The organism is Acetobacter okinawensis, from assembly GCF_002153655.1.
Taxonomy (GTDB): domain Bacteria; phylum Pseudomonadota; class Alphaproteobacteria; order Acetobacterales; family Acetobacteraceae; genus Acetobacter; species Acetobacter okinawensis_A.
Genome location: NZ_JOPJ01000001.1, coordinates 26,271 through 48,663, shown reverse-complemented (window position 1 = coordinate 48,663; position 22,393 = coordinate 26,271). Strand labels below are relative to the sequence as shown.

The following is a 22,393-nucleotide window of genomic DNA, read 5'->3' as shown; positions in this document are numbered from 1 at the left end:
ACAAAACGTAAGGAGCATAAACATGGCGGATACCCACGCACACGCCACGACAGAGCCAGAAAATGCAGCCGGTGCCGGACAGCACATGGATGTGCCCGAAGACCTTGCGCGCTGCGCCATGGTGGTCGAACATGCCATTGATCACCTGCGGAACGAAAAGTTCCCGCCTGTGGCTGTGGCCTCGGCATTGCTTGGTGGATCGCTGGGTGTGATGGCGCGCAGCATGGACAAGGAAACCATTTTGCGCATTCTCGACTCAGCCGCGCAAAGCGTGCGTCTGGGCGATGTTCATGCCTCCGTCATGGCCGATGCAGGCGATGAAAGCGACAAAGCCTGAGCTTCAACCCTTGACTGGAGGCGATGGCTCAGTCATAAGCCGCGCCAATCCTGAATGTGGTCGCCGGGCGTTTGTCTCGGCCCTCAAGTTCCTTTTTTGTTTAAGACAAGGATGAGACAATGTCCCGTCGTTGCCAGATCACCGGCAAAGGCGTGCTGACCGGAAATAACGTCAGTCATGCCAACAACAAGTCCCGTCGTCGTTTTCTGCCTAACCTGCAGGAAGCATCCCTGACGTCTGAAATCCTGGGTTCCGCCGTTCGTATGCGTGTCAGCACGCGCGGCCTGCGTACCATTGAACACAATGGTGGCCTGGATTCCTTCCTGCTGAGCACGCCTAACCGCAAGCTCCCCACGGAAGCGCAGGTTATCAAGCGCCGCGTACTGCGCGTGCAGGCCAAGAAACAGGCCGCCGCTGGCGCCTGATTCAGGGCTTTGTTTATCCGTATGAGCCGGGGGCTGCCACTTAGAGGGTAGAACCCGGTTTGTGCGGTTCAGGCGTCTGCCACTCCTTGTCAGGCGCTTTTGTCTATCGGCCGGTGTCCGGCAGCCGGCTTCCTGAGAAAATATTTTCAGGTGGCACTTACGGCGTTCGGCGGCCACAGGCGCGAGGGTTTTCCTGTCGCGCCTTACCTGTTTTCTGGAGGTTTTCGTGTCCGCCACAACTGATCTGTCCAAGATCCGTAATATCGGTATCACCGCGCACATTGACGCTGGTAAGACAACCACGACCGAACGCATTCTGTACTACACCGGCGTGTCCCATAAGATTGGTGAAGTGCACGAAGGCAACACCACCACGGACTACATGGCGCAGGAACGTGAGCGTGGTATTACCATCACCTCCGCCGCCGTGACCTGTGACTGGAAAGATCACCGGATCAACATCATCGACACCCCCGGACACATCGACTTCAACATCGAAGTGAACCGCTCGCTGCGCGTGCTCGATGGTGCCGTGTTTATCATCGAAGGTGTTGCCGGTGTTCAGCCGCAGTCCGAAACCAACTGGCGTCTGGCTGACCGCTACAACGTTCCGCGCATCATCTTCATCAACAAGCTCGACCGTACCGGCGCAGACTTCTACCGTGCATTCGACACGCTGAAGGAAAAGCTGGACATCGTGGCTATTCCGCTGCAGCTGCCTATCGGTGCTGAAGACCAGTTCCTTGGTGTGGTCGATCTGGTGGAAATGAAGGCCATCATCTGGGAAGGTGGTGAACTCGGTGCGAAGTTCCATGACGAAGAAATCCCGGCCGACCTGAAGGAAAAGGCAGCGGAAGCGCGCCAGAACCTGCTGGACACCGCCCTGGCTGTTGATGAAGCGGCCATGGAAGAATACTTCGAAAAGGGCGACGTTTCCGTCGAAACCCTGAAGCGTTGCATCAAAAAAGGCGCGATTTCGGGCGAATTCCGTCCGGTTCTGTGCGGTACGGCCTTCAAGAACAAGGGTGTGCAGCCCCTGCTCGACGGGATTGTCGACTACCTGCCCGCCCCGAACGACGTGGAAGGCATTCGTTGCGCTCCGCCCGAAGGTGAAGAAGAAAACGAAAACGCACAGCCCATCCTGCCGGTTGACCCCAACGGCAAGTTCGCTGGTCTTGCGTTCAAGATCATTAACGACAAATACGGCACGCTGACCTTTGTGCGCGTCTACCGTGGCGTTCTCAAAACCGGTGATACGGTTCTGAACACCACCAAAGGCCACAAGGAACGTATCGGTCGTATCTACCAGATGCACGCAGACAAGCGCGTGGAACTGAGCGAAGTGCATGCCGGTGATATTGCCGCGTTCGTGGGTCTGAAAGACTCCCAGACGGGTGACACGCTGGCAGATGCCTCTGATCCGGTGGTTCTGGAACGTATGTCCTTCCCGGTTCCGGTTATCGACATCTCCGTCGAACCGAAAACCAAGGACGCAGTGGAAAAGATGACACTGGCCCTGCAGAAGCTGGCTGGTGAAGATCCCTCCCTGCACCTCAAGACCGACCAGGAAACCGGGCAGATTATTCTGTCGGGCATGGGCGAGCTGCACCTTGACATCATCATCGACCGTCTGCGTCGTGAATATGGTGTGGATGCCAACGTGGGTGCACCGCAGGTGGCATACCGCGAAACCATCTCCAAGCCGCACACGGAAACCTATACCCACAAGAAGCAGTCTGGTGGTTCGGGTCAGTTCGCTGAAGTCAAGATTGCCTTTGAACCGGTTGAACGCAACGAAGGTATCTCGTTCGAAAACAAGGTTGTCGGTGGTACCGTGCCGAAGGAATATATTCCTGCGGTTGAAAAAGGTATCCGCATGCAGGCCTCCACGGGCGTGCTGGCTGGCTTCCCCACGGTTGACTTCAAGTTCACCCTGCTTGACGGTAAGTACCATGACGTTGACTCGTCCGCTCTGGCGTTCGAAATCGCGGCAAAGGCCTGCTTCCGTGATGGCATGAAGAACGCTGGTCCGGTTATTCTGGAACCGATCATGGACGTGGAAGTGACCACCCCGAACGATCACGTTGGTGACGTGGTGGGCGATCTTAACCGCCGCCGTGGTATGATCCAGAGCCAGGAAACTTCGGGTTCCACGGTTATGGTGCGTGCTCATGTGCCGCTGAAGGAAATGTTCGGCTACATTTCTCACCTGCGCTCCATGACTAAGGGCCGTGCGTCCTTTACCATGCAGTTCCACCACTATGATCCGGTGCCGCGCAACGTGGCAGACGAAATCATGGCGCAGTCCCGCTAAGTTTTCATCCTTCGGGTTGAAAGCAGACATCAAGGCCGCTTCCTTCCGGGGAAGCGGCTTTTTTGTTGCCTTTTTTCAGGCAGACGTAAGGGGCGGGCCAGCATCTGCTCTGGCCACGCTGAGAATGAGAAAGAAGGAGAGGGAGGGCCAGACGGCCCTGATATTTTCAGGCGGGTGCTACGGACCCGTCAGTCTGGCGGCAAACGATGGTGTGTCTGCCGCCAGTTGGGGGGGAGGCGTATCAGCCAAACGCCCCAATGTCGTGCATCAGTGCAACGCTGATTTCACGCAGGAGTTCAAACATCTCACTCATGGGGGTGAAGATGTCGCGGTGCTCGCGCACGTAAATTCCTTCTTCACGCGGGCCGCGTGGTTCATGAAAATCAAGCTCGGATGGACCCGTGCCGGTGGGGAAGATGTGCTTCATTTCCTTAAGAACGGTCGGGATGTCCAGGCACAGGATATGCTGCATCATCATCTCATGGTTAAAGCCGCCACGAGGCATAAAGAAGGGAATACGGCAGGCCAGCAGCCATATCCGCTCAATCAGCATGATCCGTATGGCATGCAGCAGGCGGATGCGCGGCTCGGTGCGCGGGGCGTGCTGCCATGCCTCACGCAGGGCCAGATGATCGGCCTGAATGCGGCGGAACATGGTGTGCAACTCAGCCGACAGATTTAGCCCTTCCAGCCCGGTCATAAGGGCCAGAAAAGCCTTCTGCCGCTTGGGGGATGTCTCTTCCGTCGCCCGGTCCAGCCAGAAGCCGGGGTCGAGCATGCACACAACGCTCTTGAGCACCTTGTCGTCCGAACTGGCCAGAGCGTGGCGTGCAAAATCCAGTGCGCGGTGGAAGCGGGGACTGGAGGTGTTGAGTGTCTCAAATGTCTCGGGGTGGCGTTGGGCGGCGGCCCCAAGACCTTGCAGCGTGTTGGCGCACCAGCCAAGCTGCTGGAGAATGGCGTTGTTGGGGATCGCCCGCAACTGGCCGGGGTGGGTAATGCGACTGCGGGTTGCGGCTTCCGCACTCTGGCGTGCTGGCGGACGCGAACCTGTACGGTCGATGAGTGCTGGGCCAAATGCGCCCAGCAGGGCAGCGTAACCGGGGTCCGCGACCAGCCCTTTCATATTATCGATCACGCTGGAGAAAAAGTCGGCCGAAAAGTCGGGGTGATCGTAAATCGGGTCGCTGTTTTGCTGGTCGCTGAGGAACAGGTTTTCCGCAATAGTGGCCATAGTGGCTGTGGCCAGCTCAGGGCTGCCAAAAAGCAGGTAGCCATCCCCACCCTGAAAAGCGGTTTCCTCGCGGCAGTGAATGTTGCTGCTGGCAAAGCGCTTGCGCACATGAGCGGGGGAGAGATAGTCCAGCCGGTCCGCCATGCGGAAGGGGTGCGCACCACGGCCTATGCTTTCGCCGTGTGTATCAAAAAACACGACTTCCACATCGCTCAGGTCCCAGCGGACCAGCAGGTCATGAATATGCAGGCGCAGGCGCTCGATCTGGTAGGAGGCCGCAAGCTGGCCGATGTAACGCCCCGAATCCGAATAGCCGAACTGGAAGCATATGCGCCCCATACGGCGTACATAGTCGCGCCATGCGGGGGAGCGTAGGGCTTCCTCTACAATATGTTCGCCCTTGACGAGTGCGTGTTCGGTTTCAAACAGCGGAGAAATTTCAATGCGGTCGGCAACGCCAAAATACGCGGCAATCCAGAGTGCGCTCAACAGGGTGTAGCCTGTTTCGGTCTCGGCGATCAGGAAGCGTACGGGCGTGTCGGAATCCACGTATTTGACAATCTGGGCAATTGTCATCATCAGCCGCCCGGCCGATGAGGGGTCGCTCAGCAGGGCGCCAAAATCCACGGGTACGGGGGTTACGCCATCCAGCGCGTCGTTCACGCGGTTGAGCAGGGCGCGGCGCTGGGCGGGGTTGGTCGGGTCGTCCAGCAGGTTGAGCTTCTGGCGGACAAAGTTATGGATCTGGCTGGCGTTAAGCCGCACATGCGTGTGAGCCAGCCCCAGACCGTGGGCCATAAACCCTGCACGGGCTACAGCCAGTGGCAGTTGTGCAGATGGTGGTGCTGCCTCTATGGCGGATTGCAGCAGGGCGTTCAGGTCGGATGCAGCGGTGAGCGCTGTTGTGCGCCCGTTGACCATCAACTCCGCAAAGCGGGCGACGGCCTGCCCATCTGTGGCTCCGTTGGGCACGGCGCTGATCTGCGCTTTTACGCAGTCTATGGCGTTTTGCAGTGTTTCGATCAGTTCAGGGGCCAGTACGCCCTCATGCGCAATCTGGCGCTCCAGCCGCATAAGCTGGAACAGCTTCATGCGCAGGCGCAGGCGCAGCGTGTCCCACCACCCTATGTCTGTCCGTCCGTCCGTATCGTAGCCGACCCAGCTTGTGGCAATGACCGGGCCGGGGCACAGCGTGCTCCATTCCTCCGGCCAGGTTTTTTTTGCGGTGGAGAGCAGGGCGGCATTCAACTGGTCTATGGCGTCGCGCGCCCGGGTAATGGCCTGTGCCGCAAGCGTGAATTCTTCTTCCAGTGTCGGGTGGACGCTGCGGCGGTGTGTTTTGAAAAAAGGTGCTGTTTCAGGCGGTACGTCGTGCGATGCGCTCTGGGCTAGTGCCTCGTACACCGGGTTAGCCAGTGCAAATGTTGGGTGGGCCGTAAACACGGCGGCAAAGCGGGTGGCGCTCACAAGCTGGCGATATGCGGCAAAGGAGGGCTCGGGCAGGTTTGCGCAAAGCTGCTCGGCAACGTGGCGCAGTTTTTCCTGCGCGGTATCCAGTGCGGCCCCGCCCACGTAGCGGTGCAGGCGGCGCGAGCGGCTTAAAAATGCCTGATCGCGCAGGGTCCGTACCAGTTGGGTCACATCCTCGAACGTGATTGCCCCACTTTCCAGTGCATCACTCAGCCGCAGGGCGTTGCCCATAACGGGGTTGGTGCCCTCCGCCGGGGTGCCGGTGGAGGACGTATTGGCAATGGAGGCGAGCACGCTCCCGATGCGAGGGGGAAGGGCAGAAAAATCCATGTTCATGGCGCGCTCTATATCCTTGCGGATTGAATCGGAAAAGAAACAAAACGGTCGGGCAACAATTTATACCCCCAGCTTTTCATGTCTGCTTTATGTGCGCAACCGCTTCACGCACACTTGGGGTGGCGCGGGTGGAGTGCTATTCATGCTCCCATGACAGCGCATATCGACACGGAAGCAGACATCGCCGCCCGGCAGACACTCCGTCGCTACCAGAATGCGGCCACGGGGTTGCTGGTTCTTATGGGGGGGCTGACTGTTCTGGGCTACGCAGCCCCTGCTGCGGGCTGGGTTGAGGATAGTTTTTTTGTCGAGATGTTCCGCGCCGGGGCGCGGGCGGGTGTTGTGGGTGGGGTGGCCGACTGGTTTGCGGTTGTGGCCCTGTTCCGCCACCCGCTGGGGCTGCCCATACCGCACACCGCCATCCTGCCAGCACAAAAGGACCGTCTGGCGCGGGCTTTGGGGCGGTTTGTGGCCTCGCAGGTCTTTACGGCCAAAGAGGTTGAGCGTGTTCTCTCCAAGGTGGATGTGCCGGGTTGCATTGCCAATCTGCTGGAAGACCCGGCAACACAGGATGCGGTCGTCGGGGCCATGACGCGCTCCATGCCCCAACTGCTGGACCGGCTGGAAGATGGGCGTGCCAGCAATGCCATCGGCCGGATCATGCCCGGCCTGCTGGGGGGGAGTGACCTGTCCCCCGTTATTGCCAAGGCGTTGCGCAGTCTGGTGGATGATGACCGGCATCAGGAGGTGCTGTCCTACTTCCTCAGCCAGCTCAAGGATGGGCTAAAGGCCAAGGAAGGTGCCCTGCGTGACATGATCGAGGACCGCGTGCGCGAGCAGGGCGGGCGTATTCTGGGCTGGGCCATTGGGGGTTCCATTGCCACCAAGGTGCTGACAGCCGCAGCACAGGAACTGGACCGAATCGACCCCGAAAACTCCAGCCTGCGGGAAGGCTTTACAAGCTGGGTCAGACTCCAGATTGACCGGATAGAGACAGACCCCGAGCGCGGACGGGAGTTTACGCAGGCTGTAACCTCCGTGCTGTCGCACGAGAGTGTGGTGGGCTGGTGGGGTGATATCTGGCTGCGTTTTCGCCGGATGGTGGAGGCCGATGTGGAGGACCCGCAGGGGCGCACCGCATGCCTCCTGCGCGATGCTCTGGCGCGCATGGCCGGGCAGCTACGTCAGGATGCCGTGCTGCGCCAGCGCATAGTGGAGCGCGTGGACAGTACAATTGGCAAAGCTCTGCCATTTGTGCGTGACCAGATGGCCGAATTTATTGCGCGGGTGGTGTCAGGCTGGAACGCGGTGGAAATTGCTGAAAAACTGGAGCTGCGTGTGGGCAAGGACCTCCAGTTCATCCGCTTTAACGGCACGCTGGTGGGTTTTGCCGTGGGTGCTCTGCTGTTTGCGGCCCTCAGGCTGACATTTGGCATTAACGCCCAGTAGGTTGTTTTTTATTACGCCAACAGCTTATCGGGGCGCCGTTTTTTACTTGCATAGCACTTGAGCGGATATGGAAAGGCTTGCACCGCAAGGATGGGCGTAAGCTTGCAATAAAGGCGGTCATGCGGGGAACCGCAGATCACATATGCGTTGAAAGGCCGGAATGGATCGCTGGTAACAGGACGTTTTGGGTTGACGTTGGCACCGCTTGTCGCCATGTATCCGAAACAGGACCATTCAGGTCTTTAATTAGGTGAAAGCCGGATTATGCTGAAACTTTCCCGTCTGGCGGACTATGCGATCGTCATCCTTGTTAAACTGGGAGAACAGGACGGCGTGGTCACATCTCCAGCCCTTGCTGCCATTACCGGGGTGCCCGAACCCACGGTGGCCAAGGTGCTCAAGGTTTTGTCCGCGCATGGTTTTGTGTTGTCCCAGCGCGGTGCAAAAGGGGGCTATCGCCTGGCCCGCTCACTGGCAGACATGTCTGTTGCCAGCGTTATTGCCGCCGTGGATGGAGAGATCGCCTTGACCGCCTGCGTGGGTGGGCGTGAGTGTGACACCGGTCTGTCGTGCGGTTTGTGCGGTAGCTGGGATGTTATCAACACGGCAATACGCTCGACGCTGGAGGGAATTTCGCTCGAGAGCATGCGCCCCAAGGAGGCATGTTCCACGGTTCTCGCCCAGATCAACAAGCTCAACGCCACCCAGACAGTACGGGAAGGGGCCTGAACAATGCCAGCAGTTACACAAACGCGCGAAGCCGTAGAGAAGCTGGGCCAGTCCACCTACAAATGGGGCTTTGAGACTGACATTGAAATGGATATGGCTCCCAAAGGGCTGAATGAGGACATTATCCGTCTGATTTCCAGCCGTAAGGAAGAGCCGGAATGGATGCTGGAATGGCGTCTGGCGGCTTATAAAACATGGCAGGCCATGACCGAGCCCAAATGGGCCAAGGTCGCCTATCCTCCCATTGATTATCAGGATGCGCATTACTACGCGGCCCCGCGCAAAAAGCCCGGTCCCAAGTCCTTGGACGAGGTCGACCCCGAACTGCTGCGTACGTACGAAAAACTGGGTATTCCCCTGCATGAGCAGGCGTTGCTGGCCGGGGTGGAAGTGCCCGAGGGCGAGCGCATGCCCGTAGCCGTTGATGCGGTGTTTGACAGCGTGTCCGTTGCCACCACCTTCCGCAAGACGCTGGAGGAAGCCGGGGTGATTTTCTGCCCGATCTCCGAGGCGGTCAAGGAACACCCCGATCTGGTGCGCAAGTATCTGGGCACGGTTGTGCCTGCGGGGGACAACTTTTTTTCTGCTCTGAACTCCGCCGTGTTTACGGATGGGTCGTTTGTTTACGTGCCCAAAGGGGTGCGTTGCCCCATGGAGCTGTCCACCTACTTCCGCATCAATGCCAAAAATACGGGGCAGTTTGAGCGGACCCTGATTGTGGTGGAGGAAGGTGCTTCGGTTTCCTATCTGGAAGGGTGCACAGCCCCCATGCGTGATGAAAACCAGCTCCACGCGGCAGTGGTGGAACTGGTGGCTATGGATGATGCCTCGATCAAATATTCCACGGTGCAAAACTGGTACCCGGGGGATGAAAACGGGCGCGGCGGCATTTACAATTTTGTGACCAAGCGTGGCGCCTGCCGTGGTGCACGCTCCAAAATTTCATGGACACAGGTGGAAACCGGGTCCGCCATTACGTGGAAGTACCCATCGTGCATTCTGCAAGGTGAAGGTTCGGTGGGGGAGTTCTATTCCGTAGCCGTCACCAACAACCACCAGCAGGCCGATACCGGCACCAAGATGATCCACCTTGGCCGCAACACGCGTTCCACCATTATTGCCAAAACTATCAGCGCAGGCCGCTCGGACAGCACATACCGTGGGCTGGTGCGGGTGCAGCCCAAGGCGTCGGGCGCGCGCAACTTTACCCAGTGTGACAGCCTGCTCATAGGCGACCAGTGCGGGGCACACACCGTGCCCTACATTGAAAGCCGCAATATGAACGCGCGCATCGAGCACGAAGCGACAACATCCAAGATTTCAGAAGACCAACTGTTTTACTGCCGCCAGCGTGGCCTGTCCGAGGAAGACGCCGTCGGCCTGATCGTCAATGGTTTCTGCCGTGATGTTCTGAAGGAACTGCCCATGGAATTTGCCGTGGAAGCGCAAAAACTGTTGCAGATCAGCCTTGAAGGCAGCGTGGGTTAAGGGAGAGCAGAGTATGAGCCAGTTTTTGGAAATTTCCGGCCTGTGCGCACGGATTGATGCAGATGGACAGGAAAAGCAGATTCTGCGTGGTGTGGACCTGAGCATTCCACCCGGTGAGGTCCATGTGATCATGGGGCCAAACGGTTCTGGTAAATCCACACTGTCCTACGTGCTGGCCGGGCGCGAGGATTATGAGGTCACGGCAGGGACCGCCACCTTCCACGGGCAGGACCTGCTGGCCATGGAGCCGGAGGAGCGTGCGGCTGCGGGTCTGTTTCTGGCTTTTCAGTCTCCCATTGAACTGCCGGGCGTCAATAACGCCAACTTCCTGCGCACCGCGGTCAATGCCGTGCGGCGTGCCCGCGGGCAGGATGAGCTGGATGCCGTAGCCTTCCTTAAAATGGCGCGTGAGGCCGCCAAGGCGCTGTCCATGGCGCCGGACATGCTCAAGCGTAATGTAAATGTCGGTTTTTCCGGCGGGGAGAAAAAGCGCAACGAAGTGTTGCAGATGACCCTGCTCCAGCCGACCTTTGCCATTCTGGACGAAACAGACAGCGGGCTGGACGTGGATGCCCTGCGTATTGTGGCAGAAGGTGTGAACCGCCTACGTGCGCCTACATTCTCCGCTCTGGTCATTACACACCATCAGAAGTTGCTGGATTATCTGGTGCCCGATCGTATCCACGTTATGGCGCGCGGGCGCATTATTCTGTCCGGTGGGCCAGAGCTTGCACGCCAGATCGATCAGGAAGGTTACACCAAGTTTCTGGCGGAGGTGGCGTGAACGCACTCAGCAAAGATATGTCCGGCCCGTTGGCGCTGTTTGCAAACCGGCTGAACACCCTTGCCGGGCCGGAGCGGCAGGCCGCCGCCGGGGCTCTGGCCAGAACAGGTCTGCCTGACCGCAAGTCCGAGGCATGGCACTACACGGCCCTGCGCGCGCTGGGCAAGCAGGACTATGCGGCCCCACCCGCTCAGGTGGATGACGGCGCGGTCCGTACCCTGCTTGATGGGGTTTTGTGCGCACATCCGGCCATGGCCGGTCTGCCGCGTGTTGTGTTTGTCAATGGTCGCCACGCGCCTGCCTTCAGCGCCCTGCCCGATGATGTGGACCTTGCTTTTTTTGCACAGGCACCCCGGTTTGGCTTGCAGGCAGCCCCCGACCGTGACCCGCTTGTTGCCCTGAACACCGCTCTGGCGGAGGATGGTCTGTACGTGCGCGTGCCCGCTGGGGTGGATGGGGGGCATGTTATGCTCGTCTCCCTTGGTGTTGCGGGGGCGGAGCCTGTCTCGTTTCATCCACGCCATACGGTGGTGGTGGAAAAGGAAGCGCATCTGCGTCTGATCTGTGTGCAGGCCGGGCAGGGGGCGTATTTTCATAACCCCGTCACGGATATTGTGGTGGAAGATGGCGCAACGCTGGAACATGTGACTGTGCAGACCGAGGCGGCCCAGGCCATCAGCCTTGGTACACTGTATGCGCATGTGGGCCACCAGAGTGTGTATGACAGCTTTGTACTGGGGCTTGGTGGCCAGCTTGCGCGGCACGAGGTACATGCCCGTCTGGGAGCAACCCGTGGTGTGGTGCATGTCAATGGCGCACAGCGTCTGGCCGGGCAGCAGGTTGGGGATATTACCAGCGTGATCACCCACGTAGCATCGGACTGCACATCGCGTCAGACGGTGCGGAATGTGCTTGACGGTCATGCGCGTGGGGTTTTTCAGGGCAAGGTGCTGGTGGAGCGTATCGCCCAGAAGACGGACGGTTACCAGATGAATCAGGCCCTGCTCCTGTCCCCCGATGCGGAGATAGACGCCAAACCTGAGTTGGAAATCTATGCAGATGACGTGCGGTGCAGCCACGGTGCAACCGTTGGTGCGCTGGATGATGACCAGCTTTTTTACCTGCGCAGCCGTGGCATACCCGAGCATGAAGCGCGCCAGATTCTGATTGATGCATTTCTGGACGAAGCCATAGCGCTTGTCACGGACGCAACTGCACAGACCTTCTGCCGTGCGGTTCTGGCTGCCCGGTTTGCCGGTAAGGGAGATGTGGCATGAGCACGCATACAACCCGCCCCGCCTCACAACTGGATGTGCAGGCCATTCGCCGTCAGTTCCCCATTCTTGGGGAAAAAGTGCATGACCGCCCGCTAGTTTTTCTCGACAGTGCTGCATCGGCCCAAAAGCCCGATGCGGTGATCGAGAGCATGGCCAACACCATGCGCCACCAGTATGCCAACATCCACCGTGGCCTGCACTGGATGAGCGAGCGCACGACAGAGGCGTATGAAGGTGTGCGGGACCTTGTGGCAGATTTTCTCAACGCGCCTTCGCGCGAGGAAATTGTGTTCACCCGCAATAGCACGGAGGCCATCAATCTGGTGGCCCACTCCTTTGGTGCATTGCTCCGGCCCGGTCAGGCGGTGCTGATCTCGCAGATGGAGCACCACGCCAACCTTGTCCCGTGGCAGATGCTGCGTGACCGCGCAGGGATTGAGCTGCGCGTAGCCCCGATTACCGATGAGGGTGATCTGGACATGGAGGCGTACAAGGCCCTGCTGGCCGATGGCAAGGTCGCCCTTGTTGCCATAACGCATATGTCCAACGTGCTGGGCACCATAACGCCAGCGCAGCAGATAGCCGAGCAGGCCCATGCTGCCGGGGCTTTGGTGCTGTTTGATGGCAGCCAGTCCGTTGTCCACCACAGGACAGACGTGCAGGCGCTTGGGGCAGATTTTTATACCTTTACCGGCCACAAGCTGTACGGGCCAACCGGCATTGGCGTGTTATGGGCCCGCCGGGCATTGCTTGAAGACATGCCGCCTTTTCTGGGTGGTGGGGATATGATCTCCACAGTGACCTTCGAGCGCTCCACATGGGCCAATATTCCCCATAAGTTCGAGGCGGGCACACCCGCGATCGTGGAAACAATTGGTCTGGGTGCCGCAATCGAATGGGTGGGCAAAATCGGGTTTGACGCAATTGCCGCGCATGAGGCGGAGCTGACAGCCCACGCCCTGCACCGACTGGCCGAAGTGCCGGGGCTGAATATTGTGGGGCATCCGCGCGTACGCGGGGGTGTTGTCTCCTTCACCATGGCAGATGTTCACCCGCATGATATGGCAACTCTGCTGGACCGTAACGGCATTGCCATACGGGCAGGGCACCATTGTGCGGAACCGCTCATGCGCCGTCTGGGCCTGAGTGCAACAGCCCGCGCTAGCTTTGGCATTTATACGCTCAAGGAAGAAATTGACGTGCTGGCAGACACGCTGGTGCGGATCAGGGACTTTTTTGTGTGAAAACCGCCACGGCAGAGCGCGATGCCCTGTATGACAGGCTGATTGTGGAGCGTGCGCGCACGCCCCTGCATGCCGGTCGGCTGGACAGGCCGGACGTGCAGGGCGATGGCCGTAACCCCTTGTGCGGGGATAAAACACATCTGGATATTGTGCTTGATGGGCACCATATTCAGGCCATCCGGCACCAGACACGTGGGTGCGCTATCTGTGCTGCTGCTGCCGACCTTATGGCGGAGCAGGTGCAGGGGAGCACCATAGTGCAGGCGCTGGATATGTCGGACCGGTTTATGGCCATGCTGGTCGGGCCATCGCCGTTGGCGGTGGCAGATGACCTGCCTGCACCTTTGGGCGCGCTGGAGGTTTTTGCTCCGTTACGCTCCCATAAAGCTCGAATACGCTGCGCAGAACTGCCTTGGATTGCGCTGAAGGAGGCTTTTTCTCATGTCGATGGTTGAAGAAGGCGTTCAGGCGCACACACAGGCAGCTACTCCCGCGCAGGAGCGGCCTGAGCAGGACGTGCTGCACGCCGGACATACTCCGGAGGACGGCCCCGCTGCCAAAGTGGAAGGCTGGACCCCGGATGGGGATGAGCCCACCTTGACCGAAGCAGCCGCGCCAAAGGGCGATGGACCCGTTGGCCCCGCCTCCGAAGATGCGGTGATAGAGGCGATTGCCACCGTGCATGACCCGGAAATTCCGGTTAATATTTACGAGCTGGGGCTGATCTACGCGATCGATCTGTACGACGATGGGCGCGTGCATATTGAGATGACCCTGACCGCCCCCAACTGCCCGAGTGCGCAGGAACTGCCTATTCAGGTCAAGGATGCGGTGGAAAAAATACCCGGTGTCAAATCGGCGGAAGTGGACGTTGTATGGGATCCGCCATGGGATATGTCGCGTATGAGCGATGAGGCCCGGTTGGCCCTGAATATGTTTTGACCGAAAGGATGGAGTGACATGTCACAAACTGCGACCATTTCATCACCCAAAAAGGAACTGCCGCCACTTATGCGGCTGACCGATACAGCCGCGACCCGCCTGCGGCACCTGTACGCCACGGCCCATGCGGGCGAGTTGTTGCGTATTTCGGTTTCCACCAAAGGCTGTTCAGGCAAAGCCTATGATATGGAATTTGTAGCGCAGAGCGGGGAGGGGGATGAGGTTGTAAAAGATCATGGCCTGACCCTGCTGGTGGACCGCAAAGCCACACTCTTCCTGATCGGGACGCAGATGGACTACCGCGAGACCGATCTGGAAGAAGGGTTTGTGTTCATCAACCCTAATGAGAAAGGGCGTTGCGGCTGCGGCGAGAGCTTTCACGTTTAAAGCAGCACACGGCCTCGGTTTCGGCCGACCAGAGGAACTGGTCAATGACCGAAACCGTCTCCAGCCTGTAACCGGCAGTAGCCAGCATGCTGGCATCATGGCTTAAAGCCGCCGGGTTACAGCTGACGTAAATTACGTAATCCGGCTTGCCCAGAGCGATCTGGCGCATTTGCAGCTTGGCCCCCGCGTGGGGTGGGTCCAGTACAACCACATCAGCCTTGCCAAGGTCCTTGCCCATGATCGGCTGCCGGTTCAGGTCGCGGCATGTGGGGGTAATGCGTGACTTGCCAACGGATTTAAGGGCGGCCAGAGCGGGTTCATACCCCTCGTAAGCCTGCACCTGGCAACGGTCGCCCAACGGTAGGCTGAGCGTGCCGCACCCGGCGTAGAGTTCAATCAGCGTTGCGCGTTTGCCAAGGCGGGCTGGTAGTGCGTCCAGCACAGCCTGCTGAATGGCATGTTCGCTTTGGGCGGTGGCCTGTAAAAAAGCACCGGGCGGCGGCGTGAGCTGATGCCCTGCAATGGTCTGATAAACAGGGGTGCGTTGCACGGCTGTCTCATACGGGCCAGTTGTTTTGAGCCGCTGCCAGCTTATGCGTGGAATATCCAGTTCTTCAGCCAAGGCTGTTAAGCGCTGGCGGTCAGTGGCAATAAGGGGCGAATCGGTGCTGAGCAGAATATCCAGCCCCGAATCCAGCAGATTGATGTGCAGGTCAGCCGTTTTGTGCACGGCGTTCAGGCTGCGTAGGGTGGTCCGCAACGCAGGCAGGCAGGAGACAATGGCAGGGTGCAGTACTGCACAACTGGTCATATCCGTAACGTCCTGGCTCCCCTTGGCGTGCAGGCCGATAATGATGCCCTGCTCGGTCCGCCTTACCGCCAGATCCGCTCTGCGGCGGCTGTTGGGGGGAACCTGAAAGCTGGTTATGTCAGAGGGAACATCAAACCCCGCCTTTTCCAGCGCATGGCTGACAAGGCCGGTTTTCCACGCCAGCAGCGCAGGCAGTTCCATATACTGTAAGGAGCAACCGCCACACTGTTCAAACAAAGGGCATGGGGGTGTTGTTCTCTGCGCAGATGGCGCCAGAATATCGACCAGTTGGCCGCGTCCATTGCCTTGGAGCTGAATGGAGACCCGCTCACCGGGGAGTGTGCCGGCAATAAAAACAGGGCGCCCGTCTGGCAGGCGCGCTGCACCATCCCCCTGAGTTGCAAGATGGGAGATGGTGACTTCCAGAATGTCAGACACAAATTTTCCTTGGCTCAGGGGGCCGTGTCAGGGACTTGGTGCGTATCCTGCGCGGTCTCTGCATGTTCCTGTGCTCCCGGTGTTGCGGGGCGGGAGGAGTTGCGGCGGGGCAGCAGCATGAAGGCAGGCGTCTGGTCCCCAAAGCCTGCAAATTCACCAGCAGGTGCGGGCGGAATTTCATCACGCTGGTTACGGCCACCCTTATGCGGCTGGCTGTTGCTGGTGGAAGGCTGCTGAGACTGAGCGTGACGCGGCACGTCACGTTCGCGCACGGGAGTACGCTCGCGCGTGTTCTCCGGCTCACGCGTAGCGGGTTCACGCGTCGTCGTCGTTGCCGTCGTGCGGGCAGCTTCGCGGTCACCACGTTGGGGTGCGGACCTGTCCTTGCGGTTCTGCCCACCTCTGGAGGAAGCACCCCGTGGGCGCTTTTCTTCCGACCATTCCAGTTGTGGCAGACCATCAATGGAAAGACGCGGGATGGATTTTCCGGTCAGTTGTTCAATGGCGTCTGCCAGTGTTTTGTCATAGGGCGTGGCTATGCTGAAAGCATGGCCCTCCCGCCCTGCGCGCCCGGTACGTCCGATGCGGTGCACGTAGTCTTCCGCATGGAATGGCAGGTCAAAGTTGAACACATGCGACAGGCCGCCAATATCAATGCCGCGGGCTGCTACGTCCGAGCAGACCAGCACCTTGAGTTCGCCATTCTTGAATTTTTCCAGCGTGGAAAAACGGACAGACTGCGGCAGGTCACCGTGTAGGGCACCAACAGAAAAGCCATGTTTGGTCAGCGATTTGGTCAGGACATCCACATCACGCTTACGGTTGCAAAACACGATGGCGTTCTGGAGGTCGGGGTCCTTGAGCAGCAGGCGCAGTGTTTCGCGCTTGCTAAATTCATCGACAATGACCATCCCGGTTGTGATGGTTGACGCTACGGAGGACTGGCGTGCGACCGTAATTTCCTTGGGGGAATGCAGGAACGCGTCAGCCAGCTTGCGAATGGGCGGCGCCATGGTGGCGGAAAAGAAGAGGGTCTGACGGGTAGGCGGGAGCAGGCCGACAATTTTTTCAATGTCGGGGATGAACCCCATGTCCAGCATCCGGTCGGCTTCATCAATGACCAGAATTTTGGTGTGGTTCAGCAGCAGTCCGCCGCGTTCAAACAGGTCCAGCAACCGTCCGGGCGTTGCAATCAGCACGTCCACGCCACGGTTGAGCACTTCCTTCTGGTCGGCCATGCTTTCCCCGCCAATCAGCAGGGCATGGTTGAGCTTGAGGTGCTTGCCGTACTGCACAAAGTTTTCGGCAACCTGAAGTGCCAGTTCGCGCGTGGGTTCCAGAATGAGCGAACGCGGCATACGGGCACGGGCGCGGGAGTCGCTCAGAATTTCCAGCATAGGCAGGGTAAAGGAGGCTGTTTTGCCTGTGCCGGTCTGTGCAACCCCGAGTACATCGCGCGCCATGAGCACAGCAGGAATGGCCTGCGCTTGAATGGGGGTGGGGTGTTTGTACCCCATTTCCTCAATGGCCTGCAGAATAGGTTTGGAGAGCTCAAGGTCGGCAAAGGTTATGTCGGGTTCTTCGGCCACTTTTTCCGCGCCAACCACTTCCGCCTGTGCGGGTTCAGCGGCTGTTGCGTCTGCCACTGGGGCGGAGGGTGCTTTTTGCTCCGCCTCAACCACAACTTCAGCCTCAACGGCAGGTGTGGTTGCAGTCTTGGCTACGGGTTCCGCCTTGGTGCGGCGGCGGGCCGGGGCGCGTTTTGCTTTGGGGGCTGCTTTTGCAGCAGGTTCGTCCTGCTCGCCTACAGGCTCAACAGGCGATTCGGTGTTGGCAGAGTCGGCCTCAGCCTTTGGTGCCGTGCGGCGGCGGGGCGCGCGCTTTTTGGGAGCAGGTTTGGCCTCAGCCTCAACGGCGGGCACGGTGCTCTCCACCTCTGCTTCCTGAGTGTCCAATGCGGTTGAACTGGCGGGAACCGCCGCCTTTTTCCGGCTGCGAGTTGTCGTCTTGCGGGGGCGGGCGGTTGTTGTGGCTGTCAATATGCTCTCGGAACTAGGTCTGTCGTTGCTTAGCTTGACTGGTGGCTTTGTTCATGGAACCGGCAAAGACCGCTTGCCGTGTGTCCAAGGTATTGCAAAGCCACTCAGGCGCTAGTCCCGATAAAGGTCTTTGTGCTTAAAATCAAGTTTTTGGCAGGAATACTTGCATTCTTCACACAAAAGGATGTCCAAGGCTGGCGCAGAGCACCGCAAGGATTCCCAGTGCCACAATAATCAGCACCTGCTTACGAACCGAGTCGAAGCCGGATGCCTGCGGGCGGATGGCGCGGCGGAGCTTCTGGTATGTGCCCATGTACATCCGTGCGAACAGTATGGCCATAATCAAGCCCAGAAGCTGCATGGCGTTGGTGGTCCATGGTGCGTTGGCAAAACCACCTTCGTGCAGAATAAGCAGCCACCCGGTAATGAGTGTTGTAGGGATGGCGTGGGTCAACCCCTTGAAAAAGCGCGCCATGGTTTGCAGGTGCACGGAGTTGCGCTGCGTCTGGTCCAGCAGGTTCAGGCTCGGGCGCAGCACAACGGCTGCATAGGCGCCACCACCCACCCACATGATGATGCTGACGAGGTGGAGGGTGAGCACAAGGCTCCAGAAAATGGAATGTGGCATGCTGTCTCCGCTTGGTACGGTTGGGGCTGGGGTGGAGCAAGGCCTGTTTTGCAAAGCGTCATGCCCGGTGCGTATCTGCCTGACTGATTGCCAAGGGGACGGGGCGGGTGCAAGGGGCTATTGTTGCCTGATGTCATTCACACGCATTGTGCGGAGCCATACATGCAGTCCAGTTACCCATCATCCCTGAGCCTTTATACACCCGCGCAAATGGGGGAGGTAGACAGGCTGAGCGTTGCCCATGTGCCCGTTTCCACCCTGATGGAAAATGCCGGACGGGCGGTTGCGCGGGCGATCCGCCGCCATGAGCGGCCCGCCCGCGTGCTGGTGTTGTGCGGTCCGGGCAATAATGGTGGGGATGGTTATGTGGCGGCCCGGCACCTTGCCGCCATGGGCTGGCCGGTCAGTGTTGCAGAACTGAGCACTCCGGGTGTGCAGACGGATGCAGGTCGTGCCCGTGCTGCCTATGCTGGTCCATATGTGCCCTTTGCGGCAGTGGAGGCGGAGCGTGCCGATCTGGTCGTTGATGCCGTGTTTGGCGCGGGCCTGAGCCGGGATGTGGGGGGGCTGGTGGCGGAAACCCTGCGTGCGGCCCGCAGGGTTGTGGCCGTGGACATTCCTTCAGGTCTGGACGGAGCAACGGGGCAGGTGCGTGGTTACGCGCCGCAGGCGGTTATGACTGTGACGTTCTGCCGCTTCAAGCCCGGACATCTGCTTTACCCTGCGCGTGGTATGTTGGGGCGTCTTATTCTGGCTGATATCGGTGTGCCCGATTCCGTGCTTGCGGCGGTGCCAGCCAATACGTGGCAGAATGAGCCGGGTTTGTGGGCGCTGCCAGTGCTGGGCGCGCAGAGCAATAAATATACGCGCGGTGTGGTCAGTATTTGCGCGGGACAGTCCATGCCCGGTGCCACGCGGCTTTGTGCCTCTGGGGCACGGGCTGTGGGGGCAGGGCTTGTGCGGGTGGCTGCGGGTGCGGCTGCTCCAGCCTACAGGCTTGGTCAGCCCGGATTGATAGTGGACGACGCACCTTTGGCAACCTTGCTGGAGGACACGCGCAGGCACGTCTGGGTCTGCGGTCCGGGGCTGAGCGAGGCAGAGGTGGGGGATGCCCTGCCTGCATTGGTGGACTCGGGGCGCACGGTGCTGGCCGATGCCGGGGCGTTAACCGCCTGTGCTGGTCAGCCCGCCAGATTGCGTGGGGTATCGGTTATAACGCCACACACCGGCGAGTTTGCGCGCGTATTTGGTGCACTAGGATGTAATCCGCCCGAACAGGTGCGCCAAGCAGCAGAGGAGACGGGCGCGGTGGTGGTGCTCAAAGGTGCGTCCACACTGATTGCTGCCCCCGATGGGCGGCTGGCAATCAACACCCATGCTACTGCTGCGCTGGGTACCGCCGGATCGGGGGATACGCTGTCGGGCGTCATTGCAGCCCTGCTGGCGGCGGGCATGCCTGCGTGGGAGGCGGCATGTGCCGGTGTGTGGCTGCATGGAGAAGCCGGGCAGCAGGCCGGGCCATGGCCCGTGGCCGAGGACCTCGACCGTTATCTGGGGTTAGCCCGGCAAAAGGCCGAGCAGATGCAAGGGTAACGGGCGTTACGCATAAATCCATACGCGGTGACTTGCCGTGTCCGGCACTTTAAGCTAAGTCCACGCATCTTGCCGACGGTGAGTAACGAGTGTGCGCGGGCGTGGTGGAATTGGTAGACACGCCAGATTTAGGTTCTGGTGACGCAAGTTGTGGGGGTTCAAGTCCCTCCGCCCGTACCAAATGAATTTTCATGCTCCCGTCCGCAGTCCGCCGCCGCCTTTTGGGCGTTATTGCAGCGGGTGAGTGATTTTTTGTACCGAGAGGAAGGCCTGGCCGATGCAGGTTACCGAGACCCTTTCTGAAGGGCTGAAGCGTGGTTTCACAGTTACGGTTCCGGCTACGGAACTTGAGGCTAAGCGTGATGCGCGCCTTAAGGAAGTCGCTGGCAATCTGAACCTGCCGGGCTTCCGTCCGGGCAAGGTGCCTGTTTCTCTGGCGCGCCAGCGCTATGGTGAGGCCGTCTGGGGCGAAGTGCTTGAGCAGGCTGTCTCCGATGCTATCCGTACCGTGTTTGAAGAGCGCGGCCTGCGCCCGGCCGGTCAGCCCAAGGTCGACCTGATCTCTGGTCAGGATGACAAGGGTGGCGATCTGGAATTTAAGGTGGAAAGCGAAATTCTGCCAGAAATCACCGTGCCGGACCTTTCCGACCTTGCTCTGACACGCCTGAAGACCCCTGTTGCTGACGAAGCCATCAACAAGGTGCTGGAAGATATTGCCAAGCGTGGCCGTACCTTTGAGGTGATTGAGGAAGTTCGCCCCGCAGCCAAGGGCGATGTTGTCGCCATTGACTTTGTGGGTAAGCAGGACGGCGTTGCCTTTGATGGCGGCACGGCTGAAGACGTGAATGTCGAGATCGGTGGTGAAGGCTTTATTCCGGGCTTTGCCGAGCAGATCGAAGGCATGCAGCCGGGCGAAGAAAAAGTCATCACCGTGACCTTCCCCGAAGATTACGGCGCAGAAGAACTGGCAGGCAAGGAAGCGACCTTCGACATCAAGGTAAAGCAGCTTAAAAAAGCTGTGGACGCCCCGGTTGACGAAGACCTGGCCAAGAACATGGGCTTTGAAAGCCTTGAGCAGCTCAAGGATCTGGTGCGCAAGCAGATCGAAGGCGAATACGACCAGATGTCGCGCCTGCGTATCAAGCGTGATCTGCTGGACATTCTCTCCAGCAAAGCAGACTTCCCTGCTCCCGAAGGTATGGTTGAAGCCGAGTTCCAGCAGATCTGGAATCGGGTGGAAGCCGACCGCAAGGCTGGTCAGCTTGATGACGAAGACAAGGACAAGGACGAAGACACCCTGCGTGCCGATTACCGCAAAATTGCGGAACGTCGTGTAAGGCTTGGTCTGCTGCTGGCCGAAATTGGTCGTAAGAACGGCATTTCCGTCAGCCCGGAAGAGCTGGGCCGTGCGGTGCGTGCTGAAGCCATGCGTTATTCTGGTCAGGAAAAAGAGGTCTTTGAATTCTTCCAGAAGAATCCGCAGGCTGCTGAGTCCCTGCGCGGACCGATCTTTGAAAACAAGGTTGTCGATTATCTGATTGAACTCGCCAAGGTCACGGACAAGGACGTGAGCTTGGAGGAGCTATCAGATATTCCCCCAGCTAATATCTGATAAAACGGCTCTGTCCCGCCAGTGTGAACTGGCGGGACATTCTTTTTGGAGCTGTTTTTCGTTTCTGGGGTGGCATATTGCCACTTTATCTCTATCTTGAAATCAGTGTGCCTGACCCTGGTTCTGTCCACGGCAGAGGCAGGGAGGGGTGATTAAGTTTTTTGTACGGGAATGAGTGGTATGAGGGATCGTGATCCCGTTGAGATTTTCAGCAATGCACTGGTGCCGATGGTGGTCGAACAGACCTCACGCGGTGAACGGGCTTTTGATATCTATTCCCGCCTTTTGCAGGAACGGATCATCTTCCTGACCGGGCCTGTCTATGATCAGGTTGCTTCGCTTATTTCCGCGCAGCTTCTGTATCTGGAAAGTGTGAACCCGACCAAGGAAATTTCCTTTTACATCAATAGTCCCGGTGGCGTTGTATCGGCTGGTTTGGCCATTTACGACACCATGCAGTACATCCGCAGCCCGGTCAGCACGGTGTGTATCGGTCAGGCAGCCTCCATGGGCTCCTTGTTGCTGGCAGGTGGGGAAAAAGGGCGCAGGTTCGCTCTGCCTAACGCGCGGGTCATGGTGCACCAGCCTTCTGGCGGCGCGCAGGGGCAGGCCAGCGATATAGAAATTCAGGCCAAGGAAATTCTGATTATCCGTCAGCGCCTGAACGAGATCTATCGTGAGCACACAGGTCGCACACTCGAAGAAATCGAGCAGAAGCTTGAGCGCGACAGCTATATGTCCGCAGTTGAAGCCCAGTCTTTTGGTATTGTGGATGAGGTCATCAGCCACCACAAAGCGACGGAAGCAGATAAAAAGGATAAAAGTCATCCTTAATCTGGCATACTTTAATCGTCCT

At 59.0% G+C, this 22,393-nt stretch carries 19 protein-coding genes and 1 tRNA gene; 16 read left to right on the top strand and 4 right to left on the bottom strand.

The genetic code is table 11. The features are described from left to right. The first annotated feature begins 22 nt into the window (after window positions 1-22). The 3 genes from HK26_RS00235 to fusA all read left to right on the top strand — a co-directional run bounded on the left by HK26_RS00235 (window position 23) and on the right by fusA (window position 3,076). A complete protein-coding gene (locus tag HK26_RS00235; protein ID WP_025826127.1) occupies window positions 23-337 on the top strand; it encodes a hypothetical protein in 315 nt (104 codons plus the stop codon). A gap of 119 nt (window positions 338-456) precedes the next feature. Next, window positions 457-762, top strand: coding sequence for a 50S ribosomal protein L28 (gene rpmB, locus HK26_RS00230; RefSeq protein WP_025826129.1), 306 nt, complete (start codon window positions 457-459; stop codon window positions 760-762). Between the two features lie 226 nt (window positions 763-988). Continuing rightward, complete coding sequence (gene fusA, locus HK26_RS00225; RefSeq protein ID WP_025826131.1) at window positions 989-3,076, top strand: elongation factor G; 2,088 nt, start codon at window positions 989-991, stop codon at window positions 3,074-3,076. 241 nt (window positions 3,077-3,317) lie between these two features. Here fusA and HK26_RS00220 read toward each other — a convergent pair whose 3' ends face one another. Next, entirely contained in the window at window positions 3,318-6,110 is a 2,793-nt protein-coding gene (locus HK26_RS00220) for a phosphoenolpyruvate carboxylase (protein WP_374188197.1), read from the bottom strand. Window positions 6,111-6,266: 156 nt separating this feature from the next. Between HK26_RS00220 and HK26_RS00215 the strand changes: the two genes are divergently transcribed. The 9 genes from HK26_RS00215 (at window position 6,267) to HK26_RS00170 (ending at window position 14,416) form a co-directional block, all read left to right on the top strand. Next, complete coding sequence (locus tag HK26_RS00215) at window positions 6,267-7,565, top strand: DUF445 domain-containing protein (RefSeq protein ID WP_086637945.1); 1,299 nt, start codon at window positions 6,267-6,269, stop codon at window positions 7,563-7,565. A gap of 264 nt (window positions 7,566-7,829) precedes the next feature. Then, window positions 7,830-8,294 carry an SUF system Fe-S cluster assembly regulator gene (locus tag HK26_RS00205; RefSeq protein WP_086637943.1) on the top strand — a complete coding sequence of 155 codons (465 nt, stop codon included), beginning with the start codon at window positions 7,830-7,832 and terminating at the stop codon, window positions 8,292-8,294. A 3-nt stretch (window positions 8,295-8,297) separates the two neighbouring features. Continuing rightward, complete coding sequence (gene sufB / locus HK26_RS00200; RefSeq protein ID WP_086637942.1) at window positions 8,298-9,782, top strand: Fe-S cluster assembly protein SufB; 1,485 nt, start codon at window positions 8,298-8,300, stop codon at window positions 9,780-9,782. 13 nt (window positions 9,783-9,795) lie between these two features. Further along, window positions 9,796-10,566 carry a Fe-S cluster assembly ATPase SufC gene (sufC, locus tag HK26_RS00195; RefSeq protein ID WP_086637941.1) on the top strand — a complete coding sequence of 257 codons (771 nt, stop codon included), beginning with the start codon at window positions 9,796-9,798 and terminating at the stop codon, window positions 10,564-10,566. Window positions 10,567-10,583: 17 nt separating this feature from the next. Continuing rightward, on the top strand, window positions 10,584-11,843 hold the full coding sequence (sufD, locus tag HK26_RS00190; RefSeq protein ID WP_086638026.1) for a Fe-S cluster assembly protein SufD: 1,260 nt from the start codon (window positions 10,584-10,586) through the stop codon (window positions 11,841-11,843). After that, window positions 11,840-13,087: an aminotransferase class V-fold PLP-dependent enzyme gene (locus HK26_RS00185; RefSeq protein WP_086637940.1), complete on the top strand. Its 1,248-nt coding sequence runs from the start codon at window positions 11,840-11,842 to the stop codon at window positions 13,085-13,087. The genes sufD and HK26_RS00185 overlap by 4 nt, the downstream gene beginning before the upstream one ends. Next, window positions 13,084-13,542 carry a Fe-S cluster assembly sulfur transfer protein SufU gene (gene sufU / locus HK26_RS00180; RefSeq protein WP_086637939.1) on the top strand — a complete coding sequence of 153 codons (459 nt, stop codon included), beginning with the start codon at window positions 13,084-13,086 and terminating at the stop codon, window positions 13,540-13,542. The genes HK26_RS00185 and sufU overlap by 4 nt, the downstream gene beginning before the upstream one ends. Further along, window positions 13,529-14,029, top strand: a complete 501-nt coding sequence (locus HK26_RS00175) for an SUF system Fe-S cluster assembly protein (protein WP_180539212.1) — start codon at window positions 13,529-13,531, stop codon at window positions 14,027-14,029. The genes sufU and HK26_RS00175 overlap by 14 nt, the downstream gene beginning before the upstream one ends. Before the next feature lie 18 nt (window positions 14,030-14,047). Beyond that, window positions 14,048-14,416 carry a HesB/IscA family protein gene (locus HK26_RS00170; protein WP_025826145.1) on the top strand — a complete coding sequence of 123 codons (369 nt, stop codon included), beginning with the start codon at window positions 14,048-14,050 and terminating at the stop codon, window positions 14,414-14,416. Here the strand turns inward: HK26_RS00170 and rlmD are convergent. The 3 genes from rlmD to HK26_RS00155 form a co-directional block, all read right to left on the bottom strand. Continuing rightward, window positions 14,370-15,665, bottom strand: a complete 1,296-nt coding sequence (gene rlmD / locus HK26_RS00165) for a 23S rRNA (uracil(1939)-C(5))-methyltransferase RlmD (RefSeq protein WP_086637938.1) — start codon at window positions 15,663-15,665, stop codon at window positions 14,370-14,372. The two genes, HK26_RS00170 and rlmD, sit on opposite strands and share 47 nt — an antisense overlap. A 14-nt stretch (window positions 15,666-15,679) precedes the next feature. Continuing rightward, the gene (locus tag HK26_RS00160; RefSeq protein ID WP_086637937.1) at window positions 15,680-17,704 is read right to left on the bottom strand and encodes a DEAD/DEAH box helicase; all 2,025 of its coding nucleotides are present in this window, start codon (window positions 17,702-17,704) and stop codon (window positions 15,680-15,682) included. Between the two features lie 172 nt (window positions 17,705-17,876). Continuing rightward, window positions 17,877-18,332 (bottom strand): hypothetical protein, encoded by a 456-nt coding sequence (locus HK26_RS00155; RefSeq protein ID WP_086637936.1) that lies wholly within the window; start codon window positions 18,330-18,332, stop codon window positions 17,877-17,879. A 162-nt stretch (window positions 18,333-18,494) separates the two neighbouring features. On the opposite strand from HK26_RS00155, the gene HK26_RS00150 reads away from it, so the two are divergent. From HK26_RS00150 to HK26_RS00135, 4 genes are all read left to right on the top strand, one after another. Then, window positions 18,495-19,925: an NAD(P)H-hydrate dehydratase gene (locus HK26_RS00150; RefSeq protein ID WP_086638024.1), complete on the top strand. Its 1,431-nt coding sequence runs from the start codon at window positions 18,495-18,497 to the stop codon at window positions 19,923-19,925. Window positions 19,926-20,020: 95 nt separating this feature from the next. Next, window positions 20,021-20,105: transfer RNA gene (locus tag HK26_RS00145), tRNA-Leu, on the top strand. Window positions 20,106-20,202: 97 nt separating this feature from the next. After that, window positions 20,203-21,537: a trigger factor gene (tig, locus tag HK26_RS00140; RefSeq protein WP_086637935.1), complete on the top strand. Its 1,335-nt coding sequence runs from the start codon at window positions 20,203-20,205 to the stop codon at window positions 21,535-21,537. Window positions 21,538-21,708: 171 nt separating this feature from the next. Next, entirely contained in the window at window positions 21,709-22,371 is a 663-nt protein-coding gene (locus HK26_RS00135) for an ATP-dependent Clp protease proteolytic subunit (RefSeq protein WP_180539210.1), read from the top strand. Window positions 22,372-22,393: the final 22 nt, after the last annotated feature.